This window comes from Shewanella baltica (genome assembly GCF_900456975.1).
GTDB classification, from domain to species: domain Bacteria; phylum Pseudomonadota; class Gammaproteobacteria; order Enterobacterales; family Shewanellaceae; genus Shewanella; species Shewanella baltica.
Genome location: NZ_UGYM01000002.1, coordinates 5,181,888 through 5,202,720, shown reverse-complemented (window position 1 = coordinate 5,202,720; position 20,833 = coordinate 5,181,888). Strand labels below are relative to the sequence as shown.

Here is a 20,833-nt window from a genome sequence, read left to right as displayed (position 1 = left end):
TTCAGTTCACTCTTAGGTGAGGTTGCAGCAAAGTGGCTAAGTATTCCAGCACCTCAAAATCGGCTTCTCGTTCGGTCGAGAGCCAGCAAATGTTGCCGTAAAACTCATAATTGAGCCATAACTGGCTGCCTTCAAATTCTAATAACCATTGATGCCTATCGGCGCCCCACTGACGCTCGCGCACAGTGCAATCGAGCGCCGCGGCTAAGGGTTCGGCAAAGTCGGCGAAACGATCAAAATCGATATCCGCACTAACCGCTAAACTTAAGGCGCTTCTATCTAAGCTTATGGTATCTAAGCTAATAGCTTTTAAATGCGTGCTTGGTAATTTCATGCTTGTTATCCAATTAACTACTACATGACATGATCAAACCTTGGCCCCAGTCCGGTGGACGCTTGGCCAAGTCTTCATGTTCTGCGTGTTCAGCAAAGGGCTGAGTTAAGATTTTTTGCAGCAAATGCAGCGGCGCAAGATTACCCTCTTCTACCGCGATTATCGCCTCTTGGGCTAAATAGTTACGCAAAATATATTTGGGATTCACACTATTGCGCTCAGTTTGCCACGCAGGGATATCAGCCACCGCGCCCAATCGCTGTTGATAGGCTTGATACCAAGTATCAAACTGGCTGACATCGATAAAGTCATCCCGCAGCGCACTGTGTTTGCTGGTCGGATCTAACTTACCTAATTGACGCCAAGTCTGAGTGTAATCAAGCTGATTTTTCTCCATCAGCACAGTGAATCGACCTATGAGGTCGAGATCCTGTTTGTCCTGCTCTACCGACGGGACATCAACTGCAGAGAGACCTAATTTCGCCCGCATCAAGCGCAAATAAGGCTGCACTAGCGCCTCTTGGTATTGATTAAGAATGGCAATTAAGTCATCGGATGGGATCACAGGTGTGAGCGCCTGCGCTAAGCGTTGCAAGTTCCACAAACCAACGCCCGGCTGCTGTCCAAAGGCATAACGACCTTCGGGATCCGAATGATTACAGATAAAATCCTCTTGGAATGTATCGAGGAACGCAAAGGGACCGAAGTCAAAACTGTCACCCAGAATCGACATATTGTCTGTGTTCATCACACCATGGGCAAAACCGACCGCTTGCCAGTGGGCAATCATCTTGGCGGTATCTTGCACTACCTGCAAAAACCACGCTTTATAACCTGCGGCATCACAACTCAAATGGGGATAATGCTGAGTAATAGTGAAGTTGAGTAATTGAATCAGCTTATCGGCACGACCGCGTTCACTGTGGCAGAAAAACTCGAAATGACCGAAACGAATATGGCTACGGGCTAAACGCACAGTAATGGCTGCGGTTTCTTGGCTCTCGCGCCATACGGGTAGGTCAGAGCCAATCACCGCCAAGGCACGGGTCGTCGGCACATGTAAATGATGCAGCGCCTCAGAGACTAAAAACTCACGCACGGCAGAGCGCATCACAGCGCGGCCATCACCACGGCGCGAATAAGGCGTCGGACCGCCGCCTTTAAGGGCGACATCCCATGCGCCATTTGGGCCAATCGCTTCACCTAAAATGATCGAGCGTCCATCCCCTAAGCGCGGCGTATAACCGCCAAATTGGTGACCGCTATACACTTGGGCATAGTAAGTCGCGCCATCGACGGCGGCATTGCCAGACAAGCCCAATAACAACTCATCTGTGGGTTGGCTCAAGCCAATCAATTGGGCGGCGTCATCACTCCATGCCAGCCATTCAGGCTTAGTTATCCCTTGCGGGTACACTTGCGAGTAAAACTCAGGTAACTGTGTAAAAAAATCCTGTTTAAACTTCATCTTGTCCACCTATTGGCTCATGGTCTTGCAAACCAGCACCGACTTATCGTCGAACTCACATAGGTGCCCACATTGATACACCCCAAGGCCAAAGCCACTTACGCCAGAGCTGCTTAGACGCTGCATGCCGTGGGCCTTGCTCTGGCATTGCGCTAGGGTGTCGTAGTAGCCATTAATATCCTCAGCCTGCAAGGATGTCACCGGAATGGCACTCACATCGGGATAATAAAATAGGGTCCATTCTGGGGTTTTAGTACAGCCACTGAGTAGCAATAATCCAAGCCCGAATAAGACATTCGGTAAGGCATAGCTTAGTTTCATTTTTCCCCTATCAAGCCCATAAAAAAAGCGAACCTTAGTTCGCCTTTTGCGCATTCAGTTAGCAGGGATTCTACACTGCTTAGACGAGGGAAATAACCGCTTTTCGTTTAAGGATTTACCCGCTAAGCGCTCCCATCCAAAGTGTTAAGCCGTGGCGGCTTTAGCCTGTGCTTTCTCAATCCGATTTATCCGGCCCTCAAAGCCAGTGACAGTGCCATCGCTCAGCCCAAGCTCTAATGCTTTACGGCAAATGACAATGGCGGCATCGAACGCTTGGGTATCATTTAGCAAGGTGGCTAAATGCAAGAAACCGGAAGATTTAAGCTCAGTATCTTTGCCTTGCTCGGCGCTAGCCGCTTGGAACAGTGCGACATATTCTTCAGCTAACTGAGCGCCATAGTTGAGATAATCCGCCGATTTACGCTGCTTGTAGCACTCTGCGACCATATTTTGCAGCGCGGTATAGCGAGCACTGGCTGACGTTGCCCCTTGATATTCTTCAAAGGCCCGAACTAAGGTTACATTCGCCCAAGCCCCTGGCGCACCGACCTCTGAACGCGTGCTCGATGCAGGCTCAGCTTCAGTCTTAACGTCAGCTTGTTCATCTGTTGGCGTGGTGCCTAAAATGATCACCGCCTCTTCATTATGGGCCGCAGGAATATCGACTTCGATGATATCTGTGTCTAGCTCCACCGAAATGTTCGCCGGCTCATTCGTCTCACGGGGCATTAATTCAGCTTCAACTTCGATGATAGGCTCAACTTCCACCACGCGAGTGTCCTCAGCCTGCTCAACTGGCTCAGGCTCTACGCGCTCGGGTTCAGCAGCGGAGGAAATAGGTACCTCTTCGGTAGGAACAACAGGTTTTACCGTGGTCGACTTAGGTTTCATCGCCTCTTGTTCTTCTTTCGCCAATCGCTGCGCGCGAAGGAATAAAAACACCCCGACAGCAATTAGTATAAATACGACTATGATCTTCATTCTTGTTCACCTTTGATGGCCGCTTCTCGTCAGAAGCCGTGTCAATTGGTTTGCCAAAATCCATTAGGACAGTGTCCATGGCAACCGAGTCTAGCTAAAAATTGAGCAGAGATTAACCGCTATTAAAGTCCATTGTGTCGGTGTAAATCAAGTATTTATGCCTTTTTATACGATCTTGCGCTCAAATAGTTATAGCCAATTGCGCTAGACTGACGGAACCGCGTTGCCTTATCACCCCAATCGCCCAGTTTACGACAAATATAAGGAAAACCTGATGCAAAGTATTCTTATCGTGGCCCACGCTAGCCCCTACGGGACAGAAAAGCTATTTAACAGCCTACGCATCGCATTAACACTGAAGGATCAGGATGAACAAGCCGTCGATCTTAAACTCTTTCTCATGTCTGATGCCGTGTTTGGCGCACTCAAAAATCAAACCACACCCGACTTAAGCTATAACCTACAACAGATGTTCGAGATCCTCTCAGCGCAGCAAGTGCCTATCCTGCTTTGTAAGACCTGCGCTCAAGCGCGAGGCGTCACGGCGGAAATGATCATCGAAGGCGCGCGCATAGGTACGCTACAAGATTTAACTCGCTGGACACTGGCTGCCGACAAAGTGATGCATATCTAAGGTTTACTTTTAGGTGCGTATGCTAAGAGGGCGGGATTGTTTAAAGCCCCATTTTGTGCGCACCTTCATAAATTGGCGCTTTCGTTTTGTCAGCGCCAATTTCACTGCCTATGATGGGATTTCCGAGTGACAAGCTAAGGTATTCCAATGGGCACAGCCACACTGCTTACGGGCAAACTCCTGTACGAACACCAAACCATTGCCGCTATGGTAACGATTTATTGCAAGGCGAAACACCAAGGCCAAGACGCGACAGGCCTATGTGCAGATTGCATTGAGTTATTGGATTATGCCGCAACGCGCCTAGATCGCTGCCCCTACGGACAAAGCAAACCCACCTGTAATAAATGCCCTGTACATTGCTACAAACCAGCGCAGAAACAAATCGTCAAAGAGATCATGATCTTCTCCGGTCCTAGGATGCTGTTACCGCATCCCATTCGTGCAATCAAACACTTACTCGCGGAACGCGTTCCCGTTCCCAGCACAGTGCCCGAGGCGGCTTCAAATCGTCATCAGCGCATAGCAAGCCAGCAGAAAAACTAACAGCGATACTTTTACCGAGCCGATTTCCCTGATATAACAGGGCTCGAGGTATCGCATATGAACGATTTTAATACTTTTTTCGCTCAAGCTTACTGGTGGTTGTCGTTATTCGGAGGCGTACATTGCCTCGCGTTAGCTATTTATATTCGCTACTTTTATCACCCAGACGGTAACCAAAAACTCCTCGCCGCTTTCTTAAGTCTCATCGCCCTGTACTTCCTAACGGGTTTGCTGAACCGCGATAACAGTCCAATTCCGATCCATATTCTATTCAACCTGATTAACCCTATCTATTTTTTGCTCATGCCTTTGCTCTATCTCTATTGCAAACGCAGCTTAGTACCAACCCATAAACCGCTAGGGTTTTCAAAACATTACTGGCCGTCGGCATTCACCTTAGTTTTCGCCATTTTAGATATCGCCCTAAGATTAAGCGCGCATCCAAACGGGGAGTGGCAGCCTGTAACCCAGATGCTGAAGGAAATTAGCATTAGCCAATGGGGCGCCATACTGCCCGCACTGCTATCAATACAAACCTGTTGTTACTTTATCGCGCTGTGGGTGCTGTTTCGTCGGCATAAACGCAATCAAAGCGATGCCACACTAACCCAAGAGGCGCTCGGTACCATTCGGTTTCGTTGGCTGATAGGTTTGACTTTAGCCATGTTGTTGAACTGGTTGATCCGCGTGTTTGTGGTGATTTTGCCCTTCTATCTTGGTGATAACTTATCGTTGCTATCCCATGCGTTACCAAGACTCACCTTACTGCTGAGCATGTATATGTTGGCCGTATACGGCCTGAAACAAATCACCCGATCTGCCTACCTAAAAGGTCGCCTAGCTAAACCCCAATCACCGCCACGCCCGATCGCGATTGAAAACGTGCTCCCCCCTGAGGAGTATGAATTCTTACATCAAATTCAGCAGGACGACACAGAAAAACCCCAAGCTTCTTCACCACCTAAGAACTAATTGGCGAAACCACACTCCAATAATCACCATCAATATCACTCCAACCATTGAGCCGAACACTGAACCTAAGCTGACACAGGAGTCACTTTGGGCTGTCATTTGTGTCGATAAAGGCTAGTCTGGAGCAACTGAAGACTTGAAGAGGCATTACCATGAAATCATTTTTAACTGCCATTGCGGCATCGACATGCCTTATCGTGAGCCTATTTGCGGCGCCCACTGCACATGCGGATGAAAGCTATGATCAGGCGGTAGTCAATTTCCAAAAAGCGAAAGAAACCAGTAAGTTTTTCGACACAGCCTATGGCTATGCGTTATTCCCGACTGTGGGCAAAGGCGGCATAGGCATTGGCGCAGCCTATGGCAAGGGCCGAGTCTATCAAGGCGGTGTTTATATGGGTGATTCGAGCCTGACTCAATTATCCATCGGTTTTCAATTAGGTGGCCAAGCCTACAGCGAAATCATCTTCTTTAAAGATGCTAAATCCTATGAAGCCTTCACGAGCGGCAGTTTCGAGTTTGATGCCCAAGCCTCGGCGGTTGCCATTAACATGGGCGCGAGCGCTCAAGCTGGAACCACAGGCAACTCAGCAGGCGCAGGCCAATCGGGTGGCAATCGCTCGGCAAGTGGCTCGTACATTAACGGCATGGCGGTATTTACCGCAGCGAAAGGCGGTTTGATGTTTGAAGCAGCACTTGCGGGTCAAGCCTTTAGCTTCGAGCCTAAAGCTAACTAATACGAACCATTAACGGTTAACTCAAACGGCGGGCCTCAGTGCTCGCCGTTTTTTTTATAACGTTATGATTTAAGATAGAAGTAAACAATATTTGAAACCACTTTTAGCTTGTTCCCAAGTGACTTGGTCGTATAAAGGCTGAATACATGAAATAACAGGATAAATAAGCCATTGAATAAAAAACTAATTAAGTGCTAACAGATCTGCATGAATTACCTGATTGCGACCTTTAGATTTAGCCTCATACAAAGCCTTATCGGCCCGAATAAGCAAAGGCTCAATACTCGAAACACTACTAGACGTCGCCACACCAATACTAATTGATAACCGTATATCTGGATTTACATTAATTGTTTCAATAGCTAATCGAAGTTTTTCGGATACAACTAATGCTTGTTCGCTATCTGCTCTGGGTAAAATGGCGGCGAACTCTTCGCCACCGAAACGGCCAATAATGCCATATTGCTTTAGTCCATCTTGCAAAGCATCAGCACAAAGCTTAAGCACAGTATCGCCGACATTATGTCCGTGTACGTCATTAATTTTCTTAAAATTATCAAGATCTAACATAAGCACACTAACGGGAAAGTTTTCACTGGCGATGATACTCGTCGCATTATGCATAAAAGCCCTTCGGTTAAATAAACCCGTCAAACTATCCTGCGAAGCTAATGTGGATAACTCTTTGTTTAATCTATCCAATCTAACTAACAGAATGACAACCGTGCTGAAAATGATATAAATCATTCCAGCAATCACTAATCCACTCTGAAAAGAACTTTTGGCGACTAAATGAATAAATAATTCAGGTTTTACATAACAAAATAAGGCTCTTACGATAAAGCCTACCCCGAATAAGCCAGTAGAATACATCAACCAGCCCTTTAGCTTTTCACTTCCATACCAATTGCCTCTCGTTAAAATAAATGCCATTAAGATCAATTGAGTACCCGTAATAATACTTGCAAAAATAACTCGCATGGCTATGTCATCAATATAAATAGACATAGTCAGGATCATCACGAATATGGGAAATAAAACGAGCCAAAGCGGCGCTTGTTTACCCACTAAGCGAGCAAACGCCAGATAACTGAATGAAAACGCAGTAGTGACGCAAAAATTATAAAAAATAACCGCAATAACGGGAGGTAAATAAGGACGAGAAAACAGCAGTAAGTTAGCAATCCCGTGGATAAACAGTGCAATAACCCAGTACTTTGTCCCTTTATCCATTCCCCTCTCAGCCATCAGTAATATTGCAAGCAGCCATTGAACAATAGCTTGTGCGATGATTAGCGTTGGAGAATCGAGTTCTATCATGTTTTGGACTGATAAGTTCATGTCTAGGTTTAGATAGAAATAGTATCAGAGTCGATACTCATACGATAATAAGTAATTCCGCAATGCTGATAAGGAGCCGGATAGAGAATGTCAAAGCATGCTTTCAGCAAAGGTTTCTGCTGAAAGCAAATCACAAATGAAATACATAGAATAAAGTGAAATACATCAAATTATAGCAACATCAGCCCAATTATAGGCCCAGCTAAACTACTCATGCCCCCAAGGTTTTGGCGGTAATACGACGGGTTGAGTGAGATCAAAATCGACTTTGAAATCGCGGTTTTCGCGCGTGAGTTGATAGCTAAACGTTGTTGGCGTAATTTCCATGTGCCACACATTCGTGATCGACTGGGTTAGCCCATTCTTAACGAAGTTATCGATAGATTCCCGATCAATGGGAAACGATTGTTTCAGCACTGTCCCGTCATTCATGGTATCGCCGCCATACATAGTCACAGCATCTTCACTGCCATCTTGATGGCGATGGTCGTGTTTCAACTTAAGTCCTTGCTGCGTTTTAGTCAGCACCCAAGTACGTGAATGGTCATCACCGACATGGAACGGGATCTTAAGCTCAGTGTCGCTGCATTCGCGCACGTGCATAATTAAAGACTTACCGCTAAAGGCCGAGTCCGCAGTGTCACCCGAAACCACTTTGCCCGCAAAAGCTTGGCCACAATGGGCGGCAATTTGCGCAAAGAAAGCATTCTGGGTCTCAGTGGATAAGGGCTCAGCTTGAGCCGCTATGGATGGTAAGGCAATCGAAGACAAACAGGCGAGCGCGAGACTCTGTAGGGCAATTCTGGACTTCATCATGTTCTCCATTTTTTTAGATGAAAAACACCCTAACACTAGGAAATAAATTCAAACTGAATTTCCCCTAGTGTTAGTGATGATAAGCCAAGTGATTACCAGCCGATATACGTGCGTGAACGGTTACCGAGACGCTTCTTGATAAAGCGAGCCGTAATAATACTGCCCATCATCAGGAAGATAAAAATCCCCGCGGAGAAGAGCACGCTAGTGACCCAAGATCCCGGCGGTAAACGGTAACGCATTAAGGTCGCAGTGGCGTTAAACATCATGTCGAACAGCGGATGAATAAAGAAAATCGCAAAACTCATCTCAGCCACTTCCACTAACCAAGGCAACCGACTGCGCCCCGACAACCATTCGCAGAAATTCAGCACTAACACACATAAACAGAGTTTTTGAATAAACTGCCAATCAATGCCGTTATATTCAAACGGAGCCTTATGGTAGTTACCAATATGCTGCACTATGTAAGTTTGCTCGACTAAACTCACCACTAAAAAAATCATCGCGAGGGCAGTAAAGATAGAACCAAAGCGCGTCACAATATGTTCATCTTGCGAATATAAAATACCAATCAAATAGAAAGGCATAAAATACACCACTGAGTGGATGAAATTGACGTTACCTATGGGTCTATGCAGCAGAATAGCCACCACACAACTCAGTACAAATAGCGTCCAACGCATCTGCTGTGAGCAACGGATAAACCACAAAAATATTGGCGAAAATAAAAACACCGCCATGATGAATGGAATATACCAATGCGGATACAGGATATAACCGTTACGTATGGTGTAAAAAATACTCAGCAAGAGTTTGTCGAGCGACTGGTGCTCCATAAAAATCCAGCGCAAACACAAACAGAATAAACCGATCAGAGACACGACTAAAAAAGGATAAAGTACGTTCTGTACTTTGTTCTTCATGAACTTGCTGTAGTCGAAATCCTTATAAAAAATACGATGGAAAAAGTACCCTGAGATAAACACGAACAAAGCCGTGCCACCGCGTAATAGGTTTTCCAACAGCAGCGGGAAACCTTCTCCAGAGTTGTAAATACTGTGGCCAAGCACGATAAAGATAATCGCAATGCCACGCATGTAGGTAAATTCGAGCTGATTTTTTCTCATTATTAATTCATCGCACAGTAGAGGGTTCTTCCATCAACAACACTCGCAGAAACCCTAATAGTTCCATGGACTTCTGCTTCATTGAATACCAGATACTGACCCTCACGCTGAAAGGGGAATGCCAAAGGTAACAGAGTTGCAGCCTCAATGCCCTCACAATAATTTTGTACAGGAACATCGAGTAATGGACTGCCACTCACTGACAAGTTACTAAATTGCGCGCTCATCCCTAGATAGGCTTGCGTCATTTCATCTTGGTACGGCACAACATAAAAACCAGAACGCACATCACCCACATCAATAAAACTACTGCTATCACTGACGCTCGGCATCACCAATAACGGTACTCTAACGTCCTGCGCATTCAATAATAGCTGCGACAATTTCGCTTGAGTGGCGGGATAATACGCCAGCATTTCCTGTAACGGCTTCTTCTGTTTATTGTATTTTCTTTCTAAGGGCGGCACTGGTTTCACGCGATTTAACAGTAAATCTAGCGGTAACATGCCCGACATGACAGACTCTTTCCACACATAAGGGTCTTGAGTGCTATCCAACAATATGCCCGCCAGTGCACCGATGTTTTCCGCCTCAGCCGTCCAACCACCCAACATTTTCCGCTGCTGGTAATAGTCGTGCACATATTGGGTCAGTATTTGCTGATAACCGAGTAAGGTTTGATTTTGGCTCAAGATACGTGCGCCAGCGGCCAATTCCACATACTTAGCGCTGCCTTCGACGAGGTCGTTGATGTAACCGACTCTATCCTCGTTTGGCGCAATTTGACGCCATTGCTGCAACCAATAGGCCGCATGGCTCAAGTGTAATGACTGCTGCTCGGGTTGTGCCAGCGCCGCCATTAAGGCATCAAACAACTGTAAACGGTAATAACGGGCATCGAGGCTGAGCGGAAACACTTCGCCCTCGTAACGCCTGCCCTCTTCTAATACTCGCCATTCGGATTGCGCATAAAAATGGAAAGCTTCATGCAGGCCATTACTAGCCCAGATTAAAAAGGCTAAATCCGTGGGCTTAGTGTCGGCAGTAAATTGGATGTTCGGCGCTTCGAGTTGGATTAGTACCCCTGGCTGACCTTGATATTGCGGAAAACCGAAATTAACAGACAAACCAGACTGCAGGTTGACTGACTCTAAGACACTATTATCTTGAATGATTTCGCCACCGGGCTGACGCAGCCAGACGTTGCCGCCATAACTAAAGAGGTGCACTTTATCTTCGAGGCGAAAACCCGGCCACAAAGCTTCGCTCTGGCGACTATTCTGCGCCATAAAATCGAGGTAAAGACGGGCGAGTTGTTCCGGAGAGGCCTCATCGGCAAACGCGGGGGTAGCGGCAGAGACACCTAAAAACCATAGGATCACTACCATAATATTTTTCATTTATCTGCCTAAACAAACACAAGGGGTTTACAAAACAGCGCTAGCATATAGCGCAATCAAGCAATAGTGAAACGTTTGCAAAAAAATATTTTTACCCCAGAAAATCTAAGTAAAAACCAAATCAACGACTCCTAATAAAATCATATTTTTAGCGCAATTTAGCATCACTTAGGTCTTGTCGCGCCCATTAGGCTTAAACCTTAGTTTCCGTCGGTTTATCGCCAAACCAGAGCGCCAGTTTATCCGCCGCGAGGGATTTCACTTCGTCATCGATATATAAGGTCACCATAGTCAAAGCTGCGGCAAGGGCACCTAAGTCATCGGTAAAACCCACTAAAGATGTGAGATCGGGGATCGCATCTAAGGGAGAAATAAAATACGCCAAGGCACCGAAGATGACAGACTTGGCCCATTTAGGCGTATTCGGCTGCTGCGCCGCATAATAAAGCCACAGGGCACGCTCGATCACTTCCCTGCCCGCCTGACGGCTAAAGAGTTTAACCTTGTTCCAAAATCCGCTGTCGGTAAATTGCTCATCCGCCATTATATCGCTCCTGCAGCTTGAGATTGTTTGAGTATCAATCTATTCCTCCTCACAGTGTACGACGATAAGCCGCAGGGGTCAGGCCAAATTGTTGCTTAAAACGTAAGGAAAACTTTTCCGCCGATTGATAACCACAGGCTAAGGCCACTTGTAGTAATGGCTCGCCCGAGTTTTGCAGCATGGCCAAACCATGGCTCAGCCGGACTTCGACTAACAACTGCCTAAAACTGGTGTCTTCTAACGCCAATTTACGCCTAAGGCTGGCCGTGCTCATGTGTAACTTGTCGGCAATCTCCTCCTGCTGCCATGGAGCCGAAGGACTCACGCTCATCAAGGCCAAGGCCGCTTGAGTCACGCTGCGTTGCGTGTGACCATACAACCAGTTCACACTGCGTTTATCAGGCAAACTGAGCAGTAACGCAGCCAGATAATGCAGCTGAACAGAATCAGCCAGCGACAAGCTCAAACTCTGTAATAACGCATTCCAAGCTAAGTCCACCGCGCGCGATACGTTTTGGACTGGCATAGGATCGCGCCAATCGGCCGTGCTCGATAAAATGCCTTGGGGTAAATCGTGGGGAAGCAATAACTGCACTGCCCGATAGCGCCCAAGAAAAGGCCGATTCACAAAGCTGATATGCGAACCCGCCGGAATTAACAGTAACTGACCTTGGCCCACCAAAACGGATTCATCTTGCCAGAGTAAAGACTTTTCCCCATGGATAACCCGAATAATCGACGGCTGGTGCACAGGTACTTGAGATAAAGACTGTGCCTGCTTCGAATCATATTCAAACAAACGGATCATGACACCAGCCTAATTATCAATGGATTATCGGTTATATACCGCAGTCAACTTGGCGCTACCTAAGGCTTGTGCTCTGAGCATAAAGCCTAATAATGCAGGGCTAGCGTCCTTTGGCAGATCTAATGCACTGGGCAATGCCCACACAGTGAATTCATACCTGTGTACGCCATGACCTTCGGGCGGACAAGCGCCACCAAAGTCAGTGGTGCCGAAGTCGTTCTTCAAAGCAATAGCGCCTTTGGGCAGTGCATCGGCATGCGAACCCGCGCCCTGCGCCAATGATGTTTGCGCTACGGGTAAGTTATATACCGCCCAGTGCCACCAACCGCTGCCCGTTGGCGCATCAGGATCATAAGCCGTCACCGCAAACGCTTTCGTCCCCGCAGGTACTTCAGTCCAAGTCAGTTGCGGCGAAATGTTTTCACCTTGGCAACCGAAACTATTAAATACTAATTGCGATGTGAGTTTATTGCCCTCGCTCATATCTTTGCTCGTTAACGTCATAGCATGTGCCTGTCCAAATAAGCCCAATACTAAACTCGCCCCTAGCCACCATTTATTCATGTCTATCTCCCATTGATGTTTCGACCTGACTAATCTACGTCAATCCAAAAGATCACATCTGCCCTAAAACGGCAACTTTCTGCCCAAAATGCTCAAATGTGAGAAAAAAACTGTCATTTTTGCAATTTTTCAGCATGCAAGTGATTTTGTAAAGAGAATTTATGCATAACCATGCAGGTGCATCGTGCGGTATAAATCAAGAAGCTTATTACTACAGCCTTTTAATTAAAATTAGAGAAAAAGAATAAGATGTTTTATGCAAAAATTATTATTTAAATAACACTGACAATATTTACTTTCATAATTTAGATAAAGATACTTAAGTATGATTGACTCAGTTTAATATCGATTAAATAAGTTAAATTTAAGCACTGAATATTAAAAAGTAAGACATAGGTCATGATTTTATTTATAACTCACATATAAACTTCACTCCGTAATAAAAACCTAACTATTTTCTCTAAGTCATAATGGAGTCGTATATGAAGAGGAAATCTAAAATAATGGCGCATATCCGGCGCACGCGGCATATCATGATGCCTAGTCAACGTGACTATTTCGATCACTCCTTTATCTTCCTCCGCTAATCTCAGCGCAGGTAGTAGGCCAACAAACAGGTCTAAAGTGCTATTGCTCTAATTTTTGCAAACACTTAATGTACTGTCTTTTTTTGGTTTATTATCTTGCGTCACTATCAAAGCATTCTTTTATCAGTGCAGTTTTACTGCGGCTAAGCTATTTGCACGCCCAATAAATATATTTTAACTTTTATTTATTTCGCGACATTGGCATAACCACATCTAACCTGCGCACGGAATAGCTATATCTAATTTTTATGCCATTAATGTTTTTAATTAGGTATAGGCACACTTGTATCTATTTTTTAAAAAGTAAAAGGGAAATTAACTATGAAATCATTAAAAGTAGCCGCTAGCTTATCTGTTAGATCTTGTTTCGATATCGACAGAGAAGTCGTCAATGTATTAACCACAGATTTTTGCGATGTGGGCGCGGCTGTAGTCTCTGTTGATGATGTTAGAAATGGTATTGTTGAAAAGATTAAAAACACCGGATTGAAACTACCGATTTTCGTTTCAGTTTGCTGCGAAGAAACTTTCCCAGACGATGTTTGCTCATCTATTACTGGGGTATTTGAACTCTGCGGCGATAACACTGACTTCTACGGAAAACAGGTTGAAACTGCGGTCGATAAATATGAGCAAGCGCTATTACCTCCTTTCTTCGGCACACTGAAAAAGTACGTTGAGATGGGTAATTCCACCTTTGCTTGTCCAGGTCACCAAGGCGGACAATTCTTCCGTAAGCATCCTGTGGGTCGTCAGTTCTTCGACTTTTTTGGCGAAACGATTTTCCGCGCCGATATGTGTAATGCCGACGTCAAATTAGGTGATTTATTGATCCATGAAGGCGCACCACTGGCAGCGCAGAAATATGCTGCCAAAGTCTTTAATGCCGATAAAACCTACTTTGTACTTAACGGGACTTCATCTTCAAATAAAGTGGCGACCAATGCGCTGCTTGCTAAAGGTGACCTGGTATTATTCGACCGCAATAACCACAAATCAAACCACCATGGCGCGTTAATCCAAGCTGGTGCAACACCCGTTTATTTAGAAACCGCACGTAATCCCTTCGGATTTATTGGTGGCATCGACGCTCATTGCTTCCAAGAGTCCTATTTAAGAGATCAAATTCGCGAAGTCGCCCCAGAAAGAGCCGATGAAAAACGCCCCTTCCGTTTAGCGATAATCCAACTCGGCACCTATGACGGCACTATCTACAATGCTCGCCAAGTGATTGATAAAATTGGTCATCTGTGTGATTACGTCTTGTTTGACTCAGCTTGGGTCGGTTACGAACAGTTCATCCCTATGATGAATGACTGCTCGCCACTCTTGCTCGAACTAACCGCTGAAGATCCGGGCATTATCGTGACTCAGTCGGTGCATAAACAGCAGGCGGGCTTCTCGCAAACATCGCAAATCCATAAAAAAGATAAACATATCAAAGGCCAAGATAGATATTGCAACCATAAACGCTTCAACAACGCCTTTATGATGCATGCTTCTACCAGCCCCTTCTATCCTCTATTTGCGGCGCTAGATGTGAACGCGAAAATGCATGAAGGCGCAAGCGGTCGTTACCTGTGGCGCGAAGCGGTAAAAGCCGGCATCGAAGCACGTAAGCTACTGTTGAAAAAGTGTAAATATATCAAGCCATTCGTGCCAACCATGATAGATGGCCGCCTATGGCAAGACTATGAAACTGAGCAAATGGCCGATGACTTACGTTTCTTCGAATTCGAACCCGGTCAGAAATGGCACTCATTCGAAGGTTATGACAAAGGCCAATACTTCGTTGACCCTTGTAAGTTCCTATTAACAACACCAGGCATAGATGTAGAAACCGGTAAATATACCGACTTTGGTATTCCAGCGACTATTCTGGCTAACTTCTTACGGGAAAATAATATTATTCCTGAGAAGTGCGACTTAAATTCTATTTTATTCCTGATGACGCCTGCGGAAGATATGGCCAAGATGCAACATCTGGTCTCACAAATATCTCGATTCGAGAAATTAGTCGATGAAGATGCGCCATTATCTGAAGTTTTACCTAACGTCTATAACGCGAATAAAGCACGTTATCAAGACTATACCATCCGCCAACTTTGCCAAGAAATGCACAATCTTTATGTCAGTCATGACGTAAAACAACTGCAGAAAGAAATGTTCCGTAAAGCGCATTTCCCAACCAAAGTCATGGATCCACAGGAAGCAAACCTAGAGTTTATTCGTGGCAAAGTCGAATTAGTCCCACTATCAAAAATTGAGGGAAGAATCGCCGCAGAAGGCGCACTTCCTTACCCACCAGGTGTGTTATGTATGGTACCAGGTGAAATATGGGGTGGCTCTGTTCAACGTTATTTCCAAGCTCTCGAAGAAGGTATCAACTTATTACCTGGATTCTCGCCAGAACTACAAGGTGTTTATCTCGAAAACACTCCTGACGGCAAAATTCAAGCAATGGGCTATGTACTAAATAAATAATGAAGACTGACTGCAGAGTTTATTAACCCCGCTCTGCAGTCAATTTCATACTCCCTATAATAAGTCACCTACATTAGGTTATTAGTATGAGTAAATCAGAAAATAAAATTGGCGTCGTCCAATTAACTATTATCACCATAGTCAACATGATGGGTTCGGGCATTATTATGCTGCCAACCCAATTAGCTCAAGTCGGTACTATTTCGATTTTATCTTGGTTAGTCACAGCGGCGGGTTCAACTGCCCTCGCCTACGCTTTTGCCAAGTGCGGTATGTTCAGTAAGAAATCCGGTGGTATGGGCGGTTATGCCGAATATGCCTTCGGCCGCTCAGGCAACTTTATGGCTAACTACACCTATGCCGTTTCGCTGCTCATCGCCAACGTCGCCATTGCGATCTCAGCCGTGGGTTATGCCGCCGTGCTGCTCGATGTAAACCTAAGCCCGATGGCCATTTGTCTTGCAACCATTGGCGTACTTTGGCTGGCAACGATTGCTAACTTCGGTGGTGCCCGTATCACAGGTCGCGTAAGTAGCGTGACTGTGTGGGGGATTATTCTGCCCGTGATTGGCGTGTCGTTAATTGGTTGGTTCTGGTTTGATATCGACCTCTATAAAGGCGCATGGAACCCGCATGATATGCCATTCTTCAAAGCGTTAGGCGGTTCTATCGCCATGACTTTGTGGGCATTCCTTGGTTTAGAATCGGCCTGTGCCAACTCAGAAGCCGTCGATAATCCAGAGAAAAACGTCCCTATCGCAGTAATGGGCGGTACTTTAGGCGCGGCGGTAATTTATATCGTCTCTACTAACGTCATTGCCGGTATTGTGCCAAACGCCGAACTTGCCATGTCAAACGCGCCCTTCGGTTTAGCCTTCGCGCAGATGTTTAACCCTGTGGTCGGTAAAATCGTGATGGCCTGCGCCATTATCTCTTGTACTGGCTCGCTGCTAGGTTGGCAGTTCACTATTGCCCAAGTGTTTAAAGCCTCTGCAGATGAAGGATTCTTCCCTAAAATCTTCTCTAAAGTCAGTAAAGCCGATGCGCCAATTTGGGGTATGACCATTATCGTTTGTATTCAAACCGTTTTATCTCTGATGACTATTAGCCCATCACTGAGCAAACAGTTCGAAGCACTCGTTAACCTCGCCGTCGTCACCAACATTGTGCCTTACATCCTATCGATGGCCGCCCTTGGCATAATGCAAAGACAGCAAAAAGTACCAGTTAATAAAGCCCGTATTGCCAACGTGATTGCCGTGATCGGTGCCTTATATAGCTTCTATGCCCTGTATAGCTCAGGCGAAACCGCAGTAATGCTTGGCGCCATGGCCACCTTCTTCGGTTGGACTATCTTCGGCGTGATCTCAAACAAAGCACCCGTTGCCGATACGCGTCCAGCCTAAATCCGGCTAGCGCATTATCGAAAACGATTAATCACACCATCTAAAAGAACGGTTACTCAGGGATCATAGGCCAAGCCTATGATCCCCTGGAGAATACTTGCTCATTATCGGGGGATTTATGAATAAGACTTGTCTCGCCTTAGCGTTACCTATGCTATTAACGGCCACCAGCAGTCAGGCGGTTGAGCTCTATAAAGATCAAAAAAACACATTAGATTTAACCGGTTGGTTGGGGTTTGCCGCCTTGAATGACAGCCACGACACCTCGGTTATCGACGATTCATCACGCTTAAGATTTAGCTTCGAGCGCAGTGAGAGAAACGGCTGGACCGCCTTCGCCACCACAGAATGGGGGATCAATATGGTCTCCAGCGACGATGGCCTAGTGATGCAAGGGGGCAAACTCGCTGCCGAAAAGACCGATGATTTTCTCTATAACCGCTTAGGTTATGTCGGCATGTCCCACGATGTCTGGGGGAGTTTGAGCTTTGGTAAACAATGGGGCGCCTATTACGATGTCGCCGGCACCACAGATTTACCCAACGTTTTCGCAGGCTACAGCGTTGGCGCTTACACCTTTGGCGATGGCGGCCTCACCGGCACTGGCCGTGCCGACTCCGCCTTTATTTACCGCAATAGTGTCGGCCCCGTGCAAATCGCCTTGCAATATGCCGCCAAAACCAATGGCGATGTCAGCTTAAAAAATGATGACGGCAGCGAAATGAGTAACTCTGAGCTGAGTTTCGACAGCAGTTACGGTGCCAGTATCACCTATTCAGCAACCGAAAAATTCAAGCTGCTTGCAGGCTTTAACCGCGGTGATTTTGAAGGCCACTTAGGCAATACTCAAGTCGACGAAACCAATGAAATCATCGGCATTGGTGCCATGTATGGTGACTACTACCACTATGCCGAAGGACGCGAAGCCAGCGGTCTTTATGTGGGTTTTAACGCTCACCAAAGTAAGAGTAATGAACTGGTCAATGGTGATCTCTACGACGCCACTGGTGCCGAGTTGATGACGGCCTATCAATTCGACAACGGTTTTGTGCCTATGGTCGTACTCAGTTATTTAGATTTAGACACAGATGCAACTACGCCCATCCAAGGTAATTGGACCCGCCAATTTGCCATGCTGGGTCTGCACTATCGCTATAGCAACGACACTGTGATGTTTGCTGAAATGAAGTTAGATTTCAGTGATATGGATGATACCGCGCTCGAGGCCCAGGAAGACAACAGCTTCGCAGTCGGGATTAATTACTTCTTTTAAGGCTCAAGGGAATTTAGCTAAGGTGACTAAAGCGCCCATTCAACTTTAGCATTCCTTGGTCATATATAGCGGGACTATTTTACATAACAGTGTTCAGTGGCTGTTTTAATCACATGTTGAATTAACCATGTTTTGCAGGACAGGCAGCTCGCGTCATCGCTCATATGCGTGAGCTTATTTGAGGCTGAGGTGCGGCGCACGTTTCGTCTACAAACGCTCGCCGTAACACTCATTGGATGGTACCGCAGGCTTACCATTATCTCTACGCCACTCCAAGTCAGTTTCTGGAGTGGTTTTTTTTCAATTTCGAGCGGCTAGCTCCAGATTTGCTTCGACCTTCGGCGGCACTTATTAATACCGACGACTGTCGTTCAGCTACCCCTTCGCTTTAAAGGCTAATCTGCAACATCATGATAAAGCAGCAAAGCCTCGCGTTAAGATCCAATAACTGACTTATGCCTATACTTCGCCATTTATCGCCTGAATACAGCGCTGCACCACCTCTTCGAAAGTGCCATCTATGCTCACTTGGATAACGTCAGCTTCATCGGTCGCAGGCATTTCCAGCGTATCGAACTGACTCTTGAGTAGCTCAATCGGCATAAAGTGGGCTTTTCTGGCAAACATGCGTTCTTTGACTAATTCAAAATCACCATATAGATGAATAAACACCAGCTTACTGTTGTTCTGACGGATTAAGTCACGATACTGACGACGCAGCGCAGAGCAGACAATCACCCCCTGTTCACCTTTTTGTTCAATGCTATACACAGCATCGTTGATGCGCTCAAGCCAAGGAGCGCGATCGCTATCGTTAAGCGGTGAGCCAGATTTCATCTTGATAATATTGGCTCTAGGATGCAGATCATCACCATCGATAAATTTCGTCTCTAACGCCTTTGCGACCGCAGCACCAATCGAAGATTTGCCACAACTAGAGACGCCCATGAACACATAGCTATTGCCTTTTTTTCTCTCAGTCACTTTGTTAACCTCATGCCAATTCTCGAATTTAGTCACTTCCCACTCTATCATATTACGGGTAACATGTTACCGGTAACCTACAAAAATGTGGACAACTTAACTAACAAGGAAAAGTCCTCTTATGTCTGATATGTCATTGATTCTGACAGCGCTGGGTTCAATCGCCCTGCTACTGTTCTTAGTGATGAAAGTGAGATTACATGCAGTGGTATCACTGATACTGGTGTCGATCATTGCCGGTCTTTTCTCTGGCATGAACCCAGCCGATATCACTAATACTATTCAACAAGGTATGGGGGGAACACTGGGCTTTGTTGCGGTAGTGGTCGCTTTGGGGGCGATGTTTGGTCGGGTCATGGAAGAGACTGGTGCACTAGATCAGATAGCCCATACACTGCTGAATAAATTTGGTAACGACAAAGCCCACTGGGCGATGACCTTTACTGGCTTTATCTGTGCATTACCCCTCTTCTTCGACGTTGCTGTAGTGCTGCTGATTGGCATCGCCTTTGCCGTAGTTCGTAAAGGGGGTGGCAGCGTCGTTAAAATTGGTATTTCGCTGCTCGCGGGTATTGCCACCTGTCAGGCGTTTCTTATCCCTGCACCTGGGCCTATTTTGGTCGCTTCCCAGCTCAATGCCGACTTTGGCTACATGATAGTCTTCGGTCTGCTGGCATCGATTCCTGCGATGATTCTAGGCGGTCCACTCTTTGCCAGTCTCATCTCGCAAAAAGTCCATGTTGAGCTGCCAGCCCACGAGCAGCAAGAAAAAGGTGAACGAGAAGGTGGACCTATCCCCTCATTCGCGCTCTCAATCAGTATTGTGATTTTTCCACTGCTGCTTATCGGTTTAAAGACAGTTGTGTCGCGCTTTATTGATGAAAAATCCGATCTGCATAATTGGCTCGCCTTGATAGGTCATCCTTTCACCGCCATTCTGCTTGCCTGTTTAATCGCATTTTATGTGCTGGGCGTGAGACGTAATATTCCCAATGACCGCATCATGGAAATCTGCAACAGTGCGCTTCAACCTGCTGGGGTCATTATTCTCGTCACCGGTGCTGGCGGCGTGTTCAAGCAAGTGCTGATTGATTCGGGTGTCGGCGATGCGTTAGGGAATATGCTGGCAGGTTCGGGATTACCGATTGTGATACTGGCATTTATTTTGTCGGCTTCAGTGCGCGTGATCCAAGGGTCGGCAACCGTGGCTATGTTAACGGCTTGCGGCCTTATCATCCCGATACTTGAACCACTAAACTTAGATGGTGCTCAATTAGCGGCAATTACGATTGCCATTGGCGGTGGTTCGATTGTGCTCTCGCACGTTAATGACTCAGGCTTCTGGCTCGCTAACCGTTTTCTTGGATTATCAGAAAAACAAACGCTGCAAACCTGGACTGTGATGGAAACCATTATTGGCACGACGGGCGGCATAGTCGCAGTCATCATCTCTGCGTTTCTTTAACGCTAGCCAGTGATGACAAGCATTAGCCGTTAAGCGAA

Annotated in this window: 21 protein-coding genes; 9 read left to right on the top strand and 12 right to left on the bottom strand. The window is 46.2% G+C overall.

Features of this window, described 5'->3' with window-relative positions:
* Position 1: 1 nt before the first annotated feature.
* The 4 genes from DYH48_RS23270 to DYH48_RS23255 form a co-directional block, all read right to left on the bottom strand.
* Entirely contained in the window at positions 2-334 is a 333-nt protein-coding gene (locus DYH48_RS23270) for a DUF3630 family protein (RefSeq protein WP_006083491.1), read from the bottom strand.
* A gap of 13 nt (positions 335-347) precedes the next feature.
* Complete coding sequence (locus DYH48_RS23265) at positions 348-1,802, bottom strand: protein adenylyltransferase SelO (protein WP_012588772.1); 1,455 nt, start codon at positions 1,800-1,802, stop codon at positions 348-350.
* Between the two features lie 9 nt (positions 1,803-1,811).
* Positions 1,812-2,123 (bottom strand): hypothetical protein, encoded by a 312-nt coding sequence (locus tag DYH48_RS23260; RefSeq protein WP_115336030.1) that lies wholly within the window; start codon positions 2,121-2,123, stop codon positions 1,812-1,814.
* Positions 2,124-2,267: 144 nt separating this feature from the next.
* Positions 2,268-3,104 (bottom strand): hypothetical protein, encoded by an 837-nt coding sequence (locus tag DYH48_RS23255; RefSeq protein ID WP_115336029.1) that lies wholly within the window; start codon positions 3,102-3,104, stop codon positions 2,268-2,270.
* 274 nt (positions 3,105-3,378) lie between these two features.
* Here DYH48_RS23255 and DYH48_RS23250 point away from each other — a divergent pair, with 274 nt between their 5' ends.
* The 4 genes from DYH48_RS23250 to DYH48_RS23235 all read left to right on the top strand — a co-directional run bounded on the left by DYH48_RS23250 (position 3,379) and on the right by DYH48_RS23235 (position 5,993).
* Positions 3,379-3,738, top strand: coding sequence for a DsrE/DsrF/TusD sulfur relay family protein (locus DYH48_RS23250; protein WP_115336028.1), 360 nt, complete (start codon positions 3,379-3,381; stop codon positions 3,736-3,738).
* 147 nt (positions 3,739-3,885) lie between these two features.
* The gene (locus tag DYH48_RS23245) at positions 3,886-4,284 is read left to right on the top strand and encodes a nitrous oxide-stimulated promoter family protein (protein WP_115336027.1); all 399 of its coding nucleotides are present in this window, start codon (positions 3,886-3,888) and stop codon (positions 4,282-4,284) included.
* A gap of 57 nt (positions 4,285-4,341) precedes the next feature.
* Positions 4,342-5,256, top strand: a complete 915-nt coding sequence (locus DYH48_RS23240; protein WP_115336026.1) for a hypothetical protein — start codon at positions 4,342-4,344, stop codon at positions 5,254-5,256.
* A 152-nt stretch (positions 5,257-5,408) separates the two neighbouring features.
* Positions 5,409-5,993: a YSC84-related protein gene (locus tag DYH48_RS23235; protein ID WP_006083498.1), complete on the top strand. Its 585-nt coding sequence runs from the start codon at positions 5,409-5,411 to the stop codon at positions 5,991-5,993.
* A gap of 183 nt (positions 5,994-6,176) precedes the next feature.
* Here DYH48_RS23235 and DYH48_RS23230 read toward each other — a convergent pair whose 3' ends face one another.
* The 7 genes from DYH48_RS23230 to DYH48_RS23200 all read right to left on the bottom strand — a co-directional run bounded on the left by DYH48_RS23230 (position 6,177) and on the right by DYH48_RS23200 (position 12,596).
* Entirely contained in the window at positions 6,177-7,313 is a 1,137-nt protein-coding gene (locus DYH48_RS23230; protein ID WP_256613132.1) for a GGDEF domain-containing protein, read from the bottom strand.
* A 228-nt stretch (positions 7,314-7,541) separates the two neighbouring features.
* Positions 7,542-8,147: a hypothetical protein gene (locus DYH48_RS23225; protein WP_115336024.1), complete on the bottom strand. Its 606-nt coding sequence runs from the start codon at positions 8,145-8,147 to the stop codon at positions 7,542-7,544.
* Between the two features lie 95 nt (positions 8,148-8,242).
* The gene (locus tag DYH48_RS23220) at positions 8,243-9,280 is read right to left on the bottom strand and encodes an acyltransferase family protein (RefSeq protein WP_006083507.1); all 1,038 of its coding nucleotides are present in this window, start codon (positions 9,278-9,280) and stop codon (positions 8,243-8,245) included.
* A gap of 2 nt (positions 9,281-9,282) precedes the next feature.
* Positions 9,283-10,680, bottom strand: coding sequence for a hypothetical protein (locus DYH48_RS23215; RefSeq protein ID WP_115336023.1), 1,398 nt, complete (start codon positions 10,678-10,680; stop codon positions 9,283-9,285).
* A 193-nt stretch (positions 10,681-10,873) separates the two neighbouring features.
* Positions 10,874-11,224, bottom strand: a complete 351-nt coding sequence (locus DYH48_RS23210) for a YkvA family protein (protein ID WP_115336022.1) — start codon at positions 11,222-11,224, stop codon at positions 10,874-10,876.
* Positions 11,225-11,273: 49 nt separating this feature from the next.
* Positions 11,274-12,032 (bottom strand): helix-turn-helix transcriptional regulator, encoded by a 759-nt coding sequence (locus tag DYH48_RS23205; protein WP_006083510.1) that lies wholly within the window; start codon positions 12,030-12,032, stop codon positions 11,274-11,276.
* A gap of 24 nt (positions 12,033-12,056) precedes the next feature.
* On the bottom strand, positions 12,057-12,596 hold the full coding sequence (locus DYH48_RS23200) for a YbhB/YbcL family Raf kinase inhibitor-like protein (protein WP_006084477.1): 540 nt from the start codon (positions 12,594-12,596) through the stop codon (positions 12,057-12,059).
* Positions 12,597-13,066: 470 nt separating this feature from the next.
* On the opposite strand from DYH48_RS23200, the gene speFL reads away from it, so the two are divergent.
* From speFL to DYH48_RS23180, 4 genes are all read left to right on the top strand, one after another.
* Positions 13,067-13,183 carry a leader peptide SpeFL gene (gene speFL / locus DYH48_RS24155; protein ID WP_100199882.1) on the top strand — a complete coding sequence of 39 codons (117 nt, stop codon included), beginning with the start codon at positions 13,067-13,069 and terminating at the stop codon, positions 13,181-13,183.
* 321 nt (positions 13,184-13,504) lie between these two features.
* Complete coding sequence (gene speF / locus DYH48_RS23190; RefSeq protein ID WP_012197746.1) at positions 13,505-15,667, top strand: ornithine decarboxylase SpeF; 2,163 nt, start codon at positions 13,505-13,507, stop codon at positions 15,665-15,667.
* Between the two features lie 86 nt (positions 15,668-15,753).
* Positions 15,754-17,073, top strand: coding sequence for a putrescine-ornithine antiporter (potE, locus tag DYH48_RS23185; protein WP_006084479.1), 1,320 nt, complete (start codon positions 15,754-15,756; stop codon positions 17,071-17,073).
* 118 nt (positions 17,074-17,191) lie between these two features.
* Positions 17,192-18,346, top strand: a complete 1,155-nt coding sequence (locus tag DYH48_RS23180) for a porin (protein WP_012197747.1) — start codon at positions 17,192-17,194, stop codon at positions 18,344-18,346.
* A gap of 459 nt (positions 18,347-18,805) precedes the next feature.
* Here DYH48_RS23180 and DYH48_RS23175 read toward each other — a convergent pair whose 3' ends face one another.
* Entirely contained in the window at positions 18,806-19,366 is a 561-nt protein-coding gene (locus tag DYH48_RS23175; protein WP_006084481.1) for a gluconokinase, read from the bottom strand.
* Positions 19,367-19,451: 85 nt separating this feature from the next.
* Between DYH48_RS23175 and gntU the strand changes: the two genes are divergently transcribed.
* A complete protein-coding gene (gene gntU, locus DYH48_RS23170) occupies positions 19,452-20,795 on the top strand; it encodes a gluconate transporter (RefSeq protein WP_115336021.1) in 1,344 nt (447 codons plus the stop codon).
* The last annotated feature ends 38 nt before the right edge of the window (positions 20,796-20,833 follow it).